Origin of the sequence: Flavobacterium sp. S87F.05.LMB.W.Kidney.N (genome assembly GCF_004366435.1) — a bacterium.
GTDB lineage: Bacteria > Bacteroidota > Bacteroidia > Flavobacteriales > Flavobacteriaceae > Flavobacterium.
The window spans coordinates 553,559-571,357 of sequence record NZ_SODX01000001.1 but is presented as its reverse complement, the minus strand read 5'-3'; the positions used below and the strand labels follow the sequence as shown (position 1 = coordinate 571,357).

Here is a 17,799-nt window from a genome sequence, read left to right as displayed (position 1 = left end):
ATTATTCTGTTTGTTGAAATTTAAATGTAACGTCACCTGCATAATAGGTATTACGTGCATTTGTTGGAAAAATAGTTTCTGCAGCTGTACTTGAGATATACGCATATCCTGTAATAGTGATATTTCCAGCCACAATTGGATAAGTCGCTGCAGATCCATCTGTTTTTGTTCTGTTGATCCAGTCGTCACTATTTACTGTAAAAAAGTACTCTTTATCTTTAGTTAGTGCGATTGGTGAAATTGCTTTTTCGACTGTAACATTAGCTGTAGCTACATTTATAGTTTCAGATTTTATAACTGTTTTGGTTGCAGCATCCCATAGAGTAACTCTTAAAGTTGGATTTACATCTGGAATTTTTACAATCAAGGAGTTTATTTTTCCCGTTACGGTTGGTTTAAAACTAAAACCATATTCATAAATTCCTGAGTTTTTTACATCTACAGCTTTTTGGCTAAATCCAGATCCTGCCATATAAGCATCTAGAGGATTTTCTTCATTATATTTAACAGCATCTTTATCGTCATCGCTGCTGCATGAAACCGTAGAAACGGTAATTAATAAAAGGGTCAAAATAGTTTTTAGAGCTTTCATAATATATATTTTTAATTAATGATTTTATTTGATTTCAGAATTAAGGTTTGATGTTAAAATGTGCGCAAACTTCTTCGTAACTCATTTTAGAATAGTCCTGTTTTGCAGTTTTTGCGGTTGCCGCTACTCCTCCAGGAATTAAAATATATCGCCAGTTAAGCGTTGTTGGCAGGTTTACTGTTCCTCCTCCATCATGTCTAAATCTAAATAATTTGATTTTTTGCAGATTAGAAATAGCCGTAATTGTATTTACGAATCCTCCTGCGGTAGATGTGTATGGCACTGTGTAAGTACCTGATCCAAAAGAAACATACACTAATAGGGTTCCTTTAGAAAGAATGTCTGCTGATAGTTCTGGCGCATTAATAGTTGTAGACATTCCCGAAGTACCGTCTATTGTTTCTGCAGCTGCTGCTGGTGCTGTTAACCATGCGCTGTAAATAACATTTGCTGTCCCGGCTGCTCCTGGCGCTCCGTCTGCCCCATTAACACCATCAGTTCCGTCATCGCCGCTGCATGAAATTGTAGAAATGGCTAGTAAGAAAATTGTAAAAATGGTTTTTGAAAATTTCATAACAATTTGGTTTTAAAAAATTAATTAAATACTTCTTTTTTAATTCAATAGCTTTATTTTTGCAACAATCGACAGGAACTTTTTTTTCCTTGTGATTTAATTACAGGACAAATTTGCACCAAAGAGTTCAAGCTAAAAACAGCCAATAGACGAACAACATTTTAAATAGACAGACAACATAAATTAAGTTTGAATGATGAAAAAATACACTTGTATTATTGTTGATGATGACGAAATTGATAGACTTACAGCAGTTTCTTATGCTAAGAAGTTTCCTGTTCTGGATATTTTAGGGGTTTTTGAATCGGCTGAAGATGCTGTTCCTTTTTTAGAGAAAGAAAAAATCGACATCTTGTTTTTGGATATTGATATGCCAGGTTTAAACGGAATTGAGTTTAGAAAACAAACTCTCGAAATTCCAGTTTGTGTTTTTATTACGGCGCATCCTGAACATGCCGTAGAAAGTTTCCAGATTGAAACTCTTGATTTTATCGTAAAACCTTTAAAACTTGATCGTTTTACACAAACTGTAAATCGTATTGAAGAGTTTATGGAAATTAAACTCAAAGCTTCTTTGTTTGAAGCCAGTATTGGCGGTGATACTATTTATATTAAAGAAGGCCACGAACAGACCAAAGTTAAGCTGCATGAGATTTTGTATCTCGAAGCTTTAAAAGATTACACTTTGGTAGTTACAGAACGAAAAAGACATTGTGTACTTTCGAGTATTGGAAATCTTCTGAAAGAAGATCATTTTCAATCTTTTGTGCGTATTCACAGAAGTTATGCCGTCCAGAAACAATATGTTCAAAAGATAAATTCAACCGAAATTATCTTGAATAATAATGCCGTAATACCAATTGGAAGAAGTTACAAGGAAAACTTAAATTTAATTGCATGAGAAATCTCAAGTTCTTGCTGCTCTTATTTATAAGTTGGAATGCTTTTGCACAGCAGGAACCTAATTTAGCACGTTACAGCACAACCAATGAGAAACTTAAAATCTGGCTTGCATACACTAGAAAAATCTTTGATGCAGAAGATTATCCTAAACTCATAACTGCGGCAGAAAAAGGAATTTCGCTCGCTAAAAATCATAATGCTTATTTAAGCCGATTTTATATTCAAAGAGGACTCGGATATGAATTTACCAACAATCAATATCAGAAAGCTTTAGAAAATTATGAAATTGCCTGGAAGTACGCCCGCAAAGCCAGACATCTAAAAACCGAGACCACTGCTTTGATGCGTCTTAATTATGTTTATTATTCCGTTCAGGATACTGTTAAAGGTAAATCTTTGATACAATATATTAAACGAGTTGTGGATACTACCAAAAGCGATTATACCAAATCTGTTTTAAACGGAAGTATCGCCGAATACTACCAGAATAACTCAGAATATGAAACTTTTATTGATTATCAATTAAAGGCGATTTCATACAAAAAACTGCTTAAAAGAGACATAGCGAGTACTGAAAACATAGGTATATCGTATCTTCAAATTGGGAGCGCTTATACCAAAATGAAGCAGTTTAAAAAAGCAATAGAATATTTTAACGAGGCAAAACCGTATGTAAAAAACTCTCCGTATGTAAGTGCTTTTTTATGCAACTATTACCTGCACAGCTATGTTGCTTTAAAGCAAAAAGACAGCATCCGAAAATATTACAATTTAGTATATACTTATCCAACAGCAAAAGATTCTCTTTTTATCAATTTGAGTTTTGCTAATCGAAGCATGTCGGAGCATTTTGCAGACGAAGGCAAAATAAACCAAGCTTATGATTTTGCAAAAAAATCTGTTTTCTACGCTCAAAAATCGAATGATCCGGATATTATAATGGAAGCAAATACCAATTTCGGAAAGGTTTTGAACGAAAAGGGAGAACATAAAAAGGCCATTGAAGTATTGAAAAAAGCATCTGAAAAGGCTTTGAAATATGACAAAGAATCTTTTGTTATGATTAATAAAAAACTATCTCAAAGTTATGCCGCACTCGGGCAATGGAAAGAAGCTTATTTTTATAACGAAATCTACAGCAAAAACAATGACGAAATGATGGCGCAGTCTGCTAAACAGAATATTGCAAATGCCGAAGCTCGTTATCAGAACAAAACCAAACAGCAGAAAATCAAATATCTTTCTACGGAGAATACAATAAAAAACATCCAAATTGAAGATGCCAAAATACAGCGCATTTTCTTAATTTCTGGAATTACTTTGGTTTGTATTATCGGGTTATTATTATTCAAACAAAATCAAAACAGAAAGAAAACCAATTTGAAACTTCAGGCTTTAAACCAAGAATTGGATGAAGCTAACAAAATTAAGGCAAGATTTTTTAGTATTTTAAATCATGATTTGAGAAGTCCAGTTTCAAACTTGATTCATTTTCTGCATCTTCAAAAAGAAAATCCCGAGTTAATCGACGAAGAAACTGCAATTAGAATGCAGCATAAAATTACAACCGGCGCCGAAAATTTATTATCGTCGATGGAAGATATTCTGCTTTGGAGCAAAGGACAGATGGAAAACTTTAAACCACAGTTTAGAAAAACCGAAATCGCTGTTTTATTTGAAGAAACTAAAAAACATTTTTCGAGTATAGAAAATATTGAACTGGTATTTGAAAATCCAGAAAATATCATTTTAGAAACAGACGAAAATTATCTAAAAACCATTATTCGAAATCTTACTGGAAATGCCATTAAAGCTTTAGACAAAACTCCGAATGCAAAAATCACCTGGAAAGCATGGCAGGAAAATCAAAAAACTTATCTTTCAATTACTGATAATGGACCTGGTGGAACGCAGGAAAAATTTAAAGCGTTATACGACGAATCTGAAGTTATCGGAATCAAATCTGGTTTAGGTCTGCATTTAATTCGCGATTTAGCAACGGCTATTCATTGTAAAATAGAAGTGAATTCTAAACCAGATGCTGGAACTACTTTTACTATTATTTTTAAACAAGTAGACGCATAGTTTTATTTTTGAAAAATTCTGCCAAAAAAATCCAATAAAAAAGGTCTGACTTTCGTCAAACCTTTTTTATATCAATCGTAACCTTTTAAAGATTACAATAAAGCGTCTAAACTATCTGCGTAGGTTTGTTTAGGAGCAACTCCTACTTGTTTTCCTACTACTTCACCGTTATGAAAAACCAAAACGGTTGGTATGTTACGCACACCATATTTTGCAGCAAATTCTTGGTTAGCATCTACATCTACTTTACCAACAACTACTTTACCAGCGTACTCATCGCTTAATTGGTCAATTATTGGACCAACCATTCTACAAGGACCACACCATGCTGCCCAAAAATCTACCATTACTGGTTTATCTGATTTCAAAACTACTTCATCAAAAGTAGCATCTGTTATTGCTAATGCCATAATATATTAAGATTAAAATTATGTTTGAATGATTAACTTTCAAACTACAGTACAAATTTAAAAATTTAAAACAAATCAAACACGATTACTAAATTAGTTTTCATTATAAATGTATTGTCATTTATTATCAACTCTAGAATGTTTTTTGATATCTCAATTTACGACATATTAAACTGAAAACCAAACTAATAAAATGTTAATATTTTTTGTAGTATCTTTAATACTCCAAAAGATTTAATCTAAATGCAGCAAATTTTACTTCAAATAAAAACATTTCTTCAGTCTGATCCTTTTAAAAAATATGCCAAACGGTTTGGATTTTTTATTCTGGGGTTAGTCGCAATACTTTTAATTGCCTGCGGCTGCTTGTCTCTTTATTTCAATCAAAATAAAGCCGAAATTATTGCTAAAGTCAATCATAAAATCAATGAAAACATTAATGGAAAATTTCACGTTACCGATTTTCATTATAAGTTCTTAACTGGTTTTCCGAATTTTACTTTGGCTTTAAAAGAAGTAGAAATAAAAGACAATCAATGGCACAGTCATAAACATACTTTACTAAAAGCCAACGAAATAGAAGCTCGTTTAAATATTTGGAGTTTACTGCACAACGAAATCAACATTCGTAAAATTCTAATTAACGATGCTCAAATTTATATTTACAAAGCCGAAAATGGTTATTCCAACGTAAACATCTTTAAGCCGAAAAAGAAAAAAGCAGAAACCAATAAAGAAAAACCCGAAACAACGATTGATGAAGTAAACCTCAACAATGTTCATGTCATTATTGATAATCATTTAGGACATAAATTATTTGATTTTGATGTCGCGAGCTTGGAATCAAAAGTGGATTACGATGACGAAAACTGGCACACTAATTTATTTTTAAAAACAAAAATTAATAGTCTTGCTTTTAATACGGTTCATGGAAGTTTTGCCAAAGAAAAAATGCTCGAAGGAAATTTTGATATTTCCTATTCAGAAGAACATCAAAAAATAGATATTAAAACCCAGAAACTTAAAATTGGTTCTGATGCTTTTGATATTGTGGCTTTTTTTAATATCGGAAAACAAAATTCGCTTTTCGGAATCAATATTGAAACTAATATTTTATGGAAAAATGCTTCTAATTTATTGTCGGGAAATATCAGTTCCAAACTCAATCAGTTTGATTTAAAAAAACCGATCGAAGTCAACTGCGATATTAAAGGTGATCTGAATGTTGAAGGAGATCCCAAAATTGTGGTTCAGGCTGATATTAGAAATAACGAACTTACAATTCCCGATGGCTTGTTTACCAATTGCAGTTTCAAAGGAATATTTACGAATAATTTCAAACCCGAAAAAGGTTTCAGCGATCCGAACTCGGCAATTATTTTAACCCATTTTAAAGCCGATTATGAAAATATTCCACTGAAGATTCCGCAGGCGGTTATTAATAATCTGGAAAAACCCATTGCAACTGGATTTGTAAATTCTGATTTTGACATTTCAAAACTTAACGGAATGACGAATGAAAAAATACTGCATTTTGAAAGCGGACATGCAAAAGCTAATTTAAATTTTCAATTTGATATTGTCGATTTGTACATTAACAAACCGCGTTTTACGGGCGAAGTAGCTATCGATAATGCCACATTTGATTATATTCCGAAAAATATTCATGCCGAAAAAACGGCTGTACAGTTATCGTTTACAGAACAAGCGCTTTTTATCAAGAAAATAGCTTACAAACATAAAAACAACATCATCCGCATTGACGGAAGAATCGATAATTTTCTAAATCTCTATTACGACGCGCCAGAAAAAATGGTCGTAAACTGGAATATTTACTGCCCGAATATTGATGTCAAACAATTTTTAGGCATTTTGAAAAATTCTCCGTCTCAAAAAATGGCTCAGAAAAAACAAGTGAAAAAGAAAAATGTCAATTTTACGAATCAGCTAAAATCGGTAATCGAGAAATGTACTGCGGTGATTAATCTAAAAGCAGATAAAATCACTTACGGTTCACTTACCGCAACCAACACAAAAGCAACATTGCAAATGCTGAATTCTAAATTGCTTCTTAAAAATGGAACTTTACAGACTTCTGGCGGCAGTATTACCTTTAATGGGGCCATTCAGCCAAGTGGAAACCAATATATTTTTAGTTCGACAGCTCAAGTAAGTCGTGTAGATATTGCGAGTTTTTTAAGGTCTTTCAACAACTTCGGAATCAAATCTTTTAGTCCAAAAAATATTCGCGGCCGACTAACGAGCAATGCTAATGTTGTGGGTTTAATGAACAGCAAAGGCGATTTGATCGTTAATTCCATGAAAGGGAAATTAGATTTTAATGTCAATCAAGGTGCGCTGCTCAACTTTGATCCTATTGTAAAAATTGGCAAGTTTGCTTTTCCACGACGTGATGTTGAGAATATTACTTTCAGCGACTTATCGGGTTCGCTTAATCTTCGCGGAGAGCAAATCGACATTAATAAATTAACGATAAGCTCCAGCGTGTTAAACTTTGACATAGACGGAATTTACTCTTTTGGCCGAGGCACAAATCTAGCGCTTACGATTCCGCTTCGAAATTCCAAAAACGACGCCAGTCTTTCTACTAAAGAAGAACGAAAAGCCGTTCGCGAACGCGGAATTGTACTCCATTTGATTGCCTATGATAATGAGGGAAAAATGAAGATTAAGTGGGGGAAGAAGGATAAGGGGGAGTAAAGCTTCATTTTACAAAATTTCGAATTTGATAGTTAATATTAAGTTGAAAACTAAATATTTTTGAGGTCAATTGTACGCAGGTCAATTGTACGCACAAAACTACTTTTATAAACTATGAATATCAAAGAAAAATTCGGATTCAAAGTCAAAGAACTTCGAGAACAAAAAGGATACTCAATCGAGTACTTAGCCAATATTTCCAACGTTGACAGGAACTATATTTCTGACATTGAAAAAGGTCAACGAAATGTTTCAATAGAAATAATAGAAAAAATAATAATAGCTCTTGATACTGATTTTGGAGCTTTTTTTAATGATAAGGATTTTAAAAAATGAAGAAAGTAAAAAAATATTCAGAAATCAGACAAAAACTTCAGATTGATATTGATAAAAAAACAGATAATGGTCTAGCTCAATTCACTCATTACTTACAAAATCATAAAAATGGTGTTTCAGAATATTATAAAAATGATGCTACCGAATATCTTATAAATGTACATGAAAAATTAAACATCTTAGAAGAACCTAATTTTCAATATTATTTACCTATAAAATGGGACATTCCTTTTCCTTCACCTGAAAAACCAAAATTTAAATTTATAGATTTATTTGCCGGAATTGGAGGAATAAGGTTAGCTTATCAAAACTTGGGAGGAAAATGTGTTTTCACTAGTGAATGGGATACTTATTCAAAAAAAACTTACGAAGCAAATTTTGGAAAAGTACCATTTGGAGATATAACTCAAATTAATGAAACAGAAATTCCTGATCATGATATTCTACTTGCTGGTTTCCCATGTCAACCTTTTTCTATTGCTGGAGTTTCAAAAAAGAATGCTCTTGGCAGAAATCATGGCTTTTTAGATGAAACACAAGGAACTCTTTTCTTTGACATTGCAAGAATTCTTAAACATAAGAGACCAAAAACTTTCATGTTGGAAAATGTTAAAAATCTTGTATCTCATGATAAAGGAAACACATTTAAAGTTATTCAAAACACATTAAGAGAATTAAATTATACTATTTATTTTAAGGTTTTAGATGGCAAACATTTTGTTCCGCAACATAGAGAAAGAATCATCATTGTTGGATTTGACAATGAATACTTTAGAGGAAAAGAAAACTTCAAATTCCCTGAAATGAGTGATGTGAAATTTGCCTTAAAAGATATTCTTTTACCGGAAGTTGATCCCAAATACACATTATCGGATAAACTTTGGAATTATCTCCAAGAGTATGCAAAAAAGCACAAGGCAAAAGGAAATGGATTTGGATTTGGATTAGCTGACTTAAATGGAATTTCTAGAACTATGAGTGCCAGATATTACAAAGACGGCGCAGAAATACTTATTCCTCAAGAAGGCAAAAACCCGAGACGATTAGTTCCAAGGGAATGTGCAAGACTTCAAGGATTTCCAGATAATTTCATAATACCTGTATCTGACAATCAAGCATATAAGCAATTTGGAAACTCAGTTGTTTCACCCTTAATGCAAGCTGTTGGAAAAAATATTATTAAAGAACTAATTGCAATTGATGAACTTAACTCAATTAAAGAAAATATTCTCGGATAATGGCTGTCTTAAAATTTATGTGAAAATTTTATCTCCAAATGACAACTCTAAAAATCAAGTATATTTTAGCGGTAGTTTTGATGTTTTAAATGTTTTACCGATTAAAGAGATAAAAAATGAGGCGCCAGGTGATTGGAGTAAAGAAAGATTTAAAGCTAAAATAGATTTTTCTTGGATTGATCATAAGGGAGAAATAAATATAGCTCCTAAATCACAATTAATCCTTTATCCAAAATATCCAGAAGTAAGATTTTCTGGTTTCTTACTTGGTTGTAAAAATCCTCCTTCGGAATTAATGACACAAAGAACCGCGGGAAGATTATTCTTTTTTAGTGTTTCTAATAAAGGAATGGTTTTAGGACATGTAAGTGGTCCAGATTCGGAAATAGCTCGAGAATTTAATCATACTACGACACTAGAGAATTATGGGGTATTCAAAATAATTGAACTACCAATTGCACAGAATAATAGAGAAAAACTTATCTCTGAATTATTAAGAATCCATCAATTGGGATGGATAAAATCGAAAAGACTTAATAGAGAAGGTATGATTCTATCTTGTGATGCTCCAAATTGTGGTGGTTATACATTGGAAGCAGAATTAGGAATAACTCCGAACGGATATTCTGAACCTGATTTTTTAGGCTGGGAAGTAAAACAGTTTGGAGTGGCAAATTTTGCCAGGATTAATTCCAAAATAATAACCCTAATGACACCTGAACCTACTAATGGTTTATACAAAACAGAAGGGGCTGAAGTTTTCGTACGAAAATATGGCTATGCAGATATAAGCGGAAGGGAGGATAGAATGAATTTTGGCGGAATTCATAAGTCTGGAATAATACATCCTAGAACTAAACTCACTCTTGAATTAATAGGCTTTGACAGCGAATCTGGAAAGATAAGAAACACAGATGGAAGAATAGCTTTATTGGATGAAAATCAAAATGAAGCAGCATCATGGAGCTTTTCTTCAATGCTACTTCATTGGAATAGAAAACATAATCAAGCTTGTTATGTTCCATCTCTATCAGAAACTAACGACGGAAGAAATTATAAATATGGCAACAAAGTTATTTTAGGAACAGGCACTGATTTTCAGCTTTTTTTAAAAGAAATGAGTAACGGACATATTTATTACGATCCTGGTATTAAAGTAGAAAATCTCTCAACAAAACCTACAATTAAGAAAAGAAGCCAGTTTCGTATAAAATCTGAAAATTTAGTAAATTTATACAAAACGAATGAAATTATTGACATAACTGCATGAGTTTTCAATAATATAAAAAGCCACTTCTACAAGTGGCTTTTTCCAATTCTATAATCATTCAACATCCAAATAAGGATCTAAAATCTCCGCCAATTTATTCAGCCAGTAAAAGCTTTCATCCAAGCTGATATTTTCTTGCTGTAAAAATTCAGTTTCGTGCATTACATTTAAGGCAAGAATATAATTTACTTGTCGAATGCTTTTGGCCATACTTTTGGCATCAATAGAATTGTTGAAGAATTCAGTTAACCTTAATTCTGTTTCTTTGGAAAGGGTGTTTGTAGTCATGATCTTGAAGTTTAGGAATTATAAAACCCGCAAGGGTTAGCTGTCCTACGCCTTCAAGAAAGCGTTGCAGTTGTTTCCAATACCGCCAGCATACCACGCGGGCAAGAAGTTTTGTCTTGTTCATAATCTTGAAGTTTAGGAACCGCAAACATACGAAAATTATTATCATAATATTTCCTTAACTCACTTGGCTTTTCCTTCTAAAATGGATAGATTTGAGAAACAATCATTAAATACAATCCGTTATGAAAGTACAAATCAACACCGACAAGAACATTGATGGACATGCAAGATTAGAAAGTTACTTTTCTGCAGAATTAGAAAAAGGTTTAGCTCGTTTTGAAGATAAAATTACCCGAATAGAAGTTCATTTTGGAGATGAAAATGGAGAAAAATTCAGTCTGCAAGACAAAAAATGCGTAATCGAAGTTCGTCCTGTAAAATTACAGCCAATCACTGTTACAGAACACGCTGATACACTGGAAAAAGCATTCAGCGGCGCTTTGGCAAAAGTCAAAAAATCGTTAACTACAACTTTCGAAAAAATAAAAGCACATTAATATTTGCGCTTATTTCTATAAAAAAGGACGTTTCAAATGAAACGTCCTTTTTGTTTTATATCAATTCGATTACTGATTTATGACTTTGGCAGCGGAGCTCCAACTGCAATATCGCAGCGATGTCCAGGTTTTCCGTGTGCTGGGTTTAGTCCGTCTGCTACTGTGTTATCAGTACTTTCTGTACTTAACAATGCCGGAACTGCATTTGATGGCGGAGGTGTTACGGTAAAACTTTGAGAAACCGATCCGCTTTGTGCTGTATTTGAAGTTGTGGCAGTAGTTTTTGCTGTAGGCGAATTTAACGGCGCTCCAACTGGAATATCACATCTATGTCCCGGCTGTCCGTGCGGCGGATTCATTCCTTTGGCAACTTTAACTGGCGTAGCTGTTGTTGTAACTACCTTTTGTTGAGTCGGATTTACTTGAACAGTTTGTCCTTGAGTCGCTTGTACTTGTTGTGTTGGCGCAGAATTTAAAGGTGCTCCAACAGCAATATCACAGCGGTGTCCTGGCTGTCCGTGTGCTGGGTTCAGTCCTTTTGTATCGCTCAAAACTGTATTAGGGTTTGCTGCTGGAGTTTGTACAACCGGTGCTGCAGCTTTTGTAGTATCTTTTGCAAGTCCTAACCTTACCAATTCAGAGGTTGCTGTACTTTCTTGAGGCTCTAATTCTTTTTTACAAGAAACAAATAATAGAGAAGTTATAGCGAGTGAACTTATAAGTATTTTTGGATTCATTGGGGCGGTATTTAAAAATCTCTCAAATATAATCGTTTTTTCGTGATTACGCCATATCAGATTTTTTTAGAAATTAATCTGTGTTTATTTCCTTGGATCTTTTAAAATCTTCGTGAAACCAGAATTATAAAAACTTCCACTTTCTTATATCATTTATATGGTTCAAAAAAATTAATACCTTTAAACTCAAATAATACATCTCATGAAAAAAACATTTTTACTTCTTTTATTCGTTGCTTCTTTTGCAAATGCTCAAACTGAGAAAGACAAAATAAATCAAACTTTAGATGCCTGGCACAAAGCCGCTGCCGACGTAAAATTTGATGCTTATTTCAATGCTTTAGCAGACGATGCTATTTATATAGGAACTGATGCAACCGAAAATTGGCAGAAAAAGGATTTTAAAACTTGGGCAAAACCGTATTTCGATAAAGGAACAACATGGAATTTTAAAGCATTAGAACGTCATATCTTTTTTGACAAAACTGGAAAATTAGCTTGGTTTGACGAATTATTGGACACTCAAATGAAAATCTGTCGTGGCTCTGGAGTTTTGGTAAAAGTGGGTAAAGAATGGAAAATCCAGCATTATGTTTTATCCATGACTATTCCGAATGACGAAGTTGATGCTGTAACCAAAATCAAATCTCCAATTGAAGATGCTTTAATAGCAAAGCTTCAAAAGAAATAAAACATTTTAGGCTTTTCTTATTATAAACATAACTTTTATAGCACTTTACGAAACGTATTGAGAAATTAATTTTAATAAATTCGGCAAAAACGATACTTTTTTGTAACTTTAAAATAGGATACTGTCAAAAAAAGACCCCTTATTTTAAAAAATCAACCAAAATAAAGCCCGCACCTCTATTTTAACAGCCTTCAAAACAAGAATCTTTATTTTTTTTTAACTTTGACCCCAAAAAAAATAGGGTTAACAAAGTATTTTAAAAATGAAAATAGAAAAACGCTGGATTATTTCCTTTATCATGATCAGTGTCGTATGTACGATAGGTGCATTTTGGCCAACAGTAACAGAAAATAGTTATGTCCTATCAGAATTTGGAACTACAGATCATATTGTTCCTGCCGATGTTGCCTGGATGCTTACTTCAAGCTGTCTGGTACTCATCATGACTCCTGGATTATCTTTCTTTTATGGCGGAATGGTTGGTAAAAAGAATGTAATTTCAACTATGCTTCAAAGTTTTATTTGCCTAGGAGTTGTAACGCTTTTATGGGTTGTGGTAGCTTTTAGTCTTGCTTTTGGAGAGCCGGTTGGTTTTGGTTCTGGAGATCATTTTTACAGCTTTTTCGGAAATCCAACAACTTTTGCTTTTATGGATTATGTTGGGGTTCTGCCTCATAAACAATTGGCAAATACGATTCCGTTTATGCTTTTTGCTTTGTTTCAAATGAAATTTGCCATCATTTGTCCTGCGATTATCACGGGTTCATTTGCAGAACGTGTTCGTTTTATTTCTTATTTAGTTTTCATTAGTTTATTTACCATTTTTATATACGCTCCTTTATGTCACGCCGTTTGGTATCCGACAGGTGTTTTAGGAAGCTATTTTGGGGTAAAAGATTTCGCTGGAGGAACTGTAGTTCACATGAGTTCTGGTTTTGCAGCTTTGGCTGGTGTTATTGTTTTAGGAAAAAGAAAAAACAGCCAGCATATTCCAACCAATATTCCATTTGTATTATTAGGAACTGGAATGCTTTGGTTTGGATGGTTCGGTTTCAACGCTGGATCTGCTCTTGCTGCCAACGGAACAGCCGCTATGGCTTTTGCAACTACTACAACCTCATCTGCAGCCGCAATGTTAACGTGGATCTTCTTTGACAGAATGAACGGAAGAAAAGTTTCTGCATTAGGTGCCTGTATCGGGGCTGTTGTTGGTCTTGTGGCGATTACCCCTGCTGCGGGATATATCTCTGTACCAGAAAGTATGTTCTTCGGATTTGTAACGGCTTTGGTTTCTAACACGGCTGTAAATTGTAAATATTCAAAAAGATTTGACGATACGCTTGACGTTTTTGCCTGTCACGGTGTTGGTGGAATTATGGGAATGATTTTAACGGCTATTTTTGCTCACGGAGAAAATGCTAGTTTACTTCACGGAGGCTGGAATGTTTTTGGACATCACATGATGGCATTGGTATTGGTTTCAATCTTTACTTTCTTCGGAGCTTATTTCTTGTTTAAAGTAACCAATTTCATTATTCCGTTAAGGGTTTCTGAGGAGTCAGAACACATCGGACTGGATTTATCACAACACGACGAAACTTTAGATCCAAAATCTAAACCAATTACAGAGCCTCATTACGGTTAATATTTGTTGCCACGAATTTCACTAATTTTCACTAATTTCTTTTCGCAATCAGTTAAATTGATTCGTGAAAATTTGTGAAATTCGTGGCAAAACAAAATATACTTCATAGAAATTCGTGGCTAAAAAAATTAAACCGCAATTACATCTTATCCATTCGTTTATATTCCTTAATTTTGCGGAAAATTTTTGTAAAAGTGGGAAGTAAAAATAAACTAAAAAGATTCAGAGAAAACGAAACATTTCAAAACGTTTTTCAACCAACCAGAGAAGAAGTTGTTGGAAATTTAATGCCTTTAAGAGGAAAATGGAATTCTGATTTCTTTAAAAACGATAATCCTTTAGTTTTAGAATTAGGATGTGGAAAAGGAGAATATTCTGTTGGATTAGCTGAAAAATACCCAGCCAAAAATTTTATCGGAATTGACATTAAAGGCGCGCGTTTCTGGCGTGGTGCTAAAACAGCTGTTGAAAACGGTTTGCATAATGTTGCTTTTGTACGTACTCAAATCGAATTGATCGATCATATTTTTGCTGAAAATGAAGTAGATGAAATCTGGATTACTTTCCCAGATCCGCAGATCAAATACAAAAGAACCAAACACAGAATGACAAATTCTGAGTTCCTGAAATTATACAAAAAGATCCTGAAAAAAGACGGTGTCGTAAACCTTAAAACCGACAGCGAATTTATGCACGGATATACGCTTGGATTGCTTCATGGTGAAGGTCACGAAGTTTTATATGCTAATCATAATGTTTACAAAAATGAAGGAAGCCCAGAAGTTGTAACTTCAATCCAGACATTTTATGAGAAACAATATTTAGAAATTAACAAGGCAATTACGTATATTCGTTTCAAAATTAAAGACTAATTTTAGTTCTGAAAACTATCTTTTAACCACTTAAACAACTGAATGGTATATCTTACTCCATTACTTTCAGGTTTTATTGCCGCCGCTATTGGGATTATTCCACCAGGATTAATCAACATGACAGCAGCCAAAATAAACTTGAAAGAAGGAAAAAAGAATGCTTTTTGGTTTGTTATTGGTGCGGTTTTGGTGATTTTTTTCCAAGTTTATGTAGCTGTTTTATTTGCTCGTGTAATTGACAACCGTCCAGATGTGGTAACGCTTTTGCGCGAAGTAGGTTTTGTTATATTTTCTATACTTACAATTTACTTTTTGTTTATTGCAAAAGATCCGATAACTAAGAAAAAATCAAAAATAAAGAAGAGTAGTAAAAAAAGTCGATTCTTCCTTGGGATGCTGCTTTCGAGCTTAAACTTTTTTCCAATTCCTTATTATGTTGTGGTAAGTGTCACTTTGGCTTCGTACCATCTTTTTGTATTCGAAAACAATATTATTTTTACCTTTGTGCTCGGTTCGGTAATAGGTTCATTTGCCGTTTTATACAGCTATATTGCCTTCTTCGGCAGAATTGAAAAGAAAACCGATTACCTGATGCGAAATATGAATACTATCATTGGAAGCATTACGGGCTTGGTTGCAATTGTAACACTTTTTAATATTTTAAATTATTATTTCGGTTAATTTTATAACCACAGATTGAAAGGATTAAAATGATTTTCTATTTTGTGGTGAATAATTTTTCACGGAGATTTTGCAGATTCAAACAGATATTTATGCTGCAGATTAATTAAGTTTTGCTTCAATTTTAATCTGCTTAAATCTTTAAAATCTGCGTGAAACTTGTAGTTTATATGTGGCAAAAATGATAAAATCATGGTTGAGGAAAATTTTTTCGAAAGAGTTTATACAATCGCAAGACAGATTCCGTACGGAAAAGTAACCTCTTATGGTGCAATTGCAAAAGCCTTGGGAGCCGCTCGTTCTGCCAGAATGGTTGGCTGGGCAATGAATGCCTGCCATAACATGGACGATGTTCCAGCTCACAGAGTTGTAAACCAAAAAGGACTTTTGACAGGGAAGCATCACTTTGACGGAACGAATTTAATGCAGCAGCTTTTAGAGAACGAAGGAATTAAAGTTGTCAATAACCAAATTGTAGATTTAGAAAAACACTTTTGGAAACCAGAAGTCGAACCTTAAGTTTTTTGAACCATATAAGTTCTTTTTAAGTTTGCTTTACTTTATCAATTAATCGCGCAAAGACGCAGAGCCGCTAAGTTTTCCTTTTTAAGTCTTCCTTTTTAAGTCTTCCTTTGCGACTCTGCGTCTTTGCGCGATTAAATACCAATAACTTTGCGTAAAATTTATACGCAATGTTTAAATGAACTTATATCACTTATATGGTTCAAAAAAATCAAATCAAGCAAATAACAAAATCTGTTTTCTCTTCATCGGTTTGGTAGCTTAAATAACCACCGTGTGCTTCGATGATATTTTTAGAAAGCGTCAAGCCAATACCAGCGCCGTCTTTTCTAGTCGTGAAGAAAGGCAAGAAAACTTTATCTCTAATTTCGGGATCTACTCCTCTACCATTATCAGAAATTACAATAAAGAAGCGATTGTTTTCGGTATAGCTGGAAAGAATTAATTTCTTTTCTGTTTTTTCTTTTAAAGCATGAATACTATTGGTAATCAAATTAATAATCACTTGTTCCATTTGGTTTTTATCTATCAAAATAGAACGGGAGCTATTGATTTCATTAACCAATTCGATGCCTTCTGCTTTCAAAATCGGACTCATAATTCGCAGACAATCTTCAAACAAGGCATTAATGGGCGTCATTTGTTTATTTGGTGTCGGAAGCATGGCTAGTTTTCTATAATTTTCAACAAAAACCTGTAAATGATCGCTCCGGTTTATAATTGTCGAAATACTGCTTTTAATATCTTCAAAATCATCTTCTTCGAGCTTTTCCTGATCTACAATGTGAAGTAAATTCTGCGAAAGCGCACGAATCGGAGTCAAGGAATTCATTAATTCATGCGAAATGATTTTCATTAAATTAATCCACGCTTCTTTTTCTTTTTTCTCAATAACACGCTGAATGCTGTCTAATAGAATAATAAAATATTCTTTATCATAAGTTGATGTATGCGAAGTCTGCAGCATAAAAGTCTGCAGATCTTGATCTTCAATTTTGATCGAAATAGCAGTTTTTAGTTCTGTAAAACCAACATTTTCGATTTCGCTGCAAAGCGCAGGAATATAATTTTTTAGGTATTTCCAATGACTCACTTTCGGCACTTTGAATAAGTTCGAAAAGCAGTCATTCATTATAAAAATTGACCAAGTATCATTATCTTTTTCTAAAATTAAAGCTGCAGTATCGATACTGTTTAATATCGAACGATAAATCAATTCTTTTGAAGTCTGCTCCTGTTTTTGAACTTTTAAAGTATCATACAAAAGATATAAACTCTTGAAATTGTCTTTTTTATGTTCTTCTTGAAAATGTGTAGAAAAGTCATTGTGCAAAATGGAGTTTATCGTTTTGTCATAAAACAATAATTGGTTCTTGACAAAAAAATACATTTCGAACAGAAAAATCAATACAAAAAAACCAGCTAAAATGGCGTTGAATCGAAATCCTTTGTAAAGCAGCAAAACACTGCATAAAAAAAGAATCATGACAAACAAAACCCTTACAAACAAAGCGTTATAAAATTTCCAATTCTTCATGTTTTAATTTTTTCTTGCCATAGACTTTAAGAATTAAAAAGATTGATCTTAATGACCAACCTAAATTCAATCTAAACCGCACAGCATATAATAATCATTTTTAATCGTCTAAATCTGTGGCAAAACTTAATTTAAGT

The 17,799-nt window shown here is 33.3% G+C and carries 18 protein-coding genes; 12 read left to right on the top strand and 6 right to left on the bottom strand.

Going from position 1 to position 17,799, the window contains the following annotated elements; translation table 11 throughout:
* Position 1: 1 nt before the first annotated feature.
* Positions 2-592 carry a DUF4082 domain-containing protein gene (locus tag EDB96_RS02550; RefSeq protein ID WP_134139073.1) on the bottom strand — a complete coding sequence of 197 codons (591 nt, stop codon included), beginning with the start codon at positions 590-592 and terminating at the stop codon, positions 2-4.
* A gap of 40 nt (positions 593-632) precedes the next feature.
* Positions 633-1,166 (bottom strand): hypothetical protein, encoded by a 534-nt coding sequence (locus EDB96_RS02545; protein WP_134139071.1) that lies wholly within the window; start codon positions 1,164-1,166, stop codon positions 633-635.
* A 193-nt stretch (positions 1,167-1,359) separates the two neighbouring features.
* Here EDB96_RS02545 and EDB96_RS02540 point away from each other — a divergent pair, with 193 nt between their 5' ends.
* Entirely contained in the window at positions 1,360-2,067 is a 708-nt protein-coding gene (locus tag EDB96_RS02540) for a LytR/AlgR family response regulator transcription factor (RefSeq protein WP_057115902.1), read from the top strand.
* Positions 2,064-4,154, top strand: coding sequence for an ATP-binding protein (locus EDB96_RS02535; protein ID WP_134139070.1), 2,091 nt, complete (start codon positions 2,064-2,066; stop codon positions 4,152-4,154). Before EDB96_RS02540 ends, EDB96_RS02535 begins: the two co-directional genes overlap by 4 nt.
* A 92-nt stretch (positions 4,155-4,246) precedes the next feature.
* On the opposite strand, the gene trxA is transcribed toward EDB96_RS02535, so the two are convergent.
* Positions 4,247-4,564, bottom strand: coding sequence for a thioredoxin (gene trxA / locus EDB96_RS02530; RefSeq protein ID WP_012023423.1), 318 nt, complete (start codon positions 4,562-4,564; stop codon positions 4,247-4,249).
* Between the two features lie 243 nt (positions 4,565-4,807).
* Between trxA and EDB96_RS02525 the strand changes: the two genes are divergently transcribed.
* From EDB96_RS02525 to EDB96_RS02510, 4 genes are all read left to right on the top strand, one after another.
* Complete coding sequence (locus EDB96_RS02525; RefSeq protein ID WP_134139069.1) at positions 4,808-7,285, top strand: AsmA-like C-terminal region-containing protein; 2,478 nt, start codon at positions 4,808-4,810, stop codon at positions 7,283-7,285.
* A gap of 114 nt (positions 7,286-7,399) precedes the next feature.
* Positions 7,400-7,621, top strand: coding sequence for a helix-turn-helix domain-containing protein (locus tag EDB96_RS02520; RefSeq protein ID WP_134139068.1), 222 nt, complete (start codon positions 7,400-7,402; stop codon positions 7,619-7,621).
* Positions 7,618-8,859 (top strand): DNA (cytosine-5-)-methyltransferase, encoded by a 1,242-nt coding sequence (dcm, locus tag EDB96_RS02515; protein WP_134139066.1) that lies wholly within the window; start codon positions 7,618-7,620, stop codon positions 8,857-8,859. Before EDB96_RS02520 ends, dcm begins: the two co-directional genes overlap by 4 nt.
* On the top strand, positions 8,822-10,129 hold the full coding sequence (locus EDB96_RS02510) for an MvaI/BcnI family restriction endonuclease (RefSeq protein ID WP_134139065.1): 1,308 nt from the start codon (positions 8,822-8,824) through the stop codon (positions 10,127-10,129). The genes dcm and EDB96_RS02510 overlap by 38 nt, the downstream gene beginning before the upstream one ends.
* A 54-nt stretch (positions 10,130-10,183) precedes the next feature.
* On the opposite strand, the gene EDB96_RS02505 is transcribed toward EDB96_RS02510, so the two are convergent.
* The gene (locus EDB96_RS02505; RefSeq protein WP_134139064.1) at positions 10,184-10,417 is read right to left on the bottom strand and encodes a hypothetical protein; all 234 of its coding nucleotides are present in this window, start codon (positions 10,415-10,417) and stop codon (positions 10,184-10,186) included.
* Positions 10,418-10,662: 245 nt separating this feature from the next.
* Here EDB96_RS02505 and EDB96_RS02500 point away from each other — a divergent pair, with 245 nt between their 5' ends.
* Positions 10,663-10,977, top strand: coding sequence for an HPF/RaiA family ribosome-associated protein (locus tag EDB96_RS02500; RefSeq protein ID WP_134139063.1), 315 nt, complete (start codon positions 10,663-10,665; stop codon positions 10,975-10,977).
* Between the two features lie 77 nt (positions 10,978-11,054).
* On the opposite strand, the gene EDB96_RS02495 is transcribed toward EDB96_RS02500, so the two are convergent.
* The gene (locus tag EDB96_RS02495) at positions 11,055-11,714 is read right to left on the bottom strand and encodes a hypothetical protein (protein WP_134139062.1); all 660 of its coding nucleotides are present in this window, start codon (positions 11,712-11,714) and stop codon (positions 11,055-11,057) included.
* 202 nt (positions 11,715-11,916) lie between these two features.
* On the opposite strand from EDB96_RS02495, the gene EDB96_RS02490 reads away from it, so the two are divergent.
* From EDB96_RS02490 to EDB96_RS02470, 5 genes are all read left to right on the top strand, one after another.
* Positions 11,917-12,405, top strand: coding sequence for a nuclear transport factor 2 family protein (locus EDB96_RS02490; protein ID WP_134139061.1), 489 nt, complete (start codon positions 11,917-11,919; stop codon positions 12,403-12,405).
* Between the two features lie 262 nt (positions 12,406-12,667).
* The gene (locus EDB96_RS02485) at positions 12,668-14,050 is read left to right on the top strand and encodes an ammonium transporter (protein ID WP_057115893.1); all 1,383 of its coding nucleotides are present in this window, start codon (positions 12,668-12,670) and stop codon (positions 14,048-14,050) included.
* 194 nt (positions 14,051-14,244) lie between these two features.
* Entirely contained in the window at positions 14,245-14,922 is a 678-nt protein-coding gene (gene trmB / locus EDB96_RS02480) for a tRNA (guanosine(46)-N7)-methyltransferase TrmB (RefSeq protein ID WP_134139059.1), read from the top strand.
* Positions 14,923-14,964: 42 nt separating this feature from the next.
* Entirely contained in the window at positions 14,965-15,603 is a 639-nt protein-coding gene (locus tag EDB96_RS02475) for a LysE family transporter (protein WP_057115888.1), read from the top strand.
* Between the two features lie 192 nt (positions 15,604-15,795).
* Positions 15,796-16,122, top strand: a complete 327-nt coding sequence (locus tag EDB96_RS02470) for an MGMT family protein (RefSeq protein ID WP_134139058.1) — start codon at positions 15,796-15,798, stop codon at positions 16,120-16,122.
* 214 nt (positions 16,123-16,336) lie between these two features.
* Here EDB96_RS02470 and EDB96_RS02465 read toward each other — a convergent pair whose 3' ends face one another.
* Positions 16,337-17,662 carry a sensor histidine kinase gene (locus tag EDB96_RS02465; protein WP_134139057.1) on the bottom strand — a complete coding sequence of 442 codons (1,326 nt, stop codon included), beginning with the start codon at positions 17,660-17,662 and terminating at the stop codon, positions 16,337-16,339.
* Between the last annotated feature and the right edge of the window lie 137 nt (positions 17,663-17,799).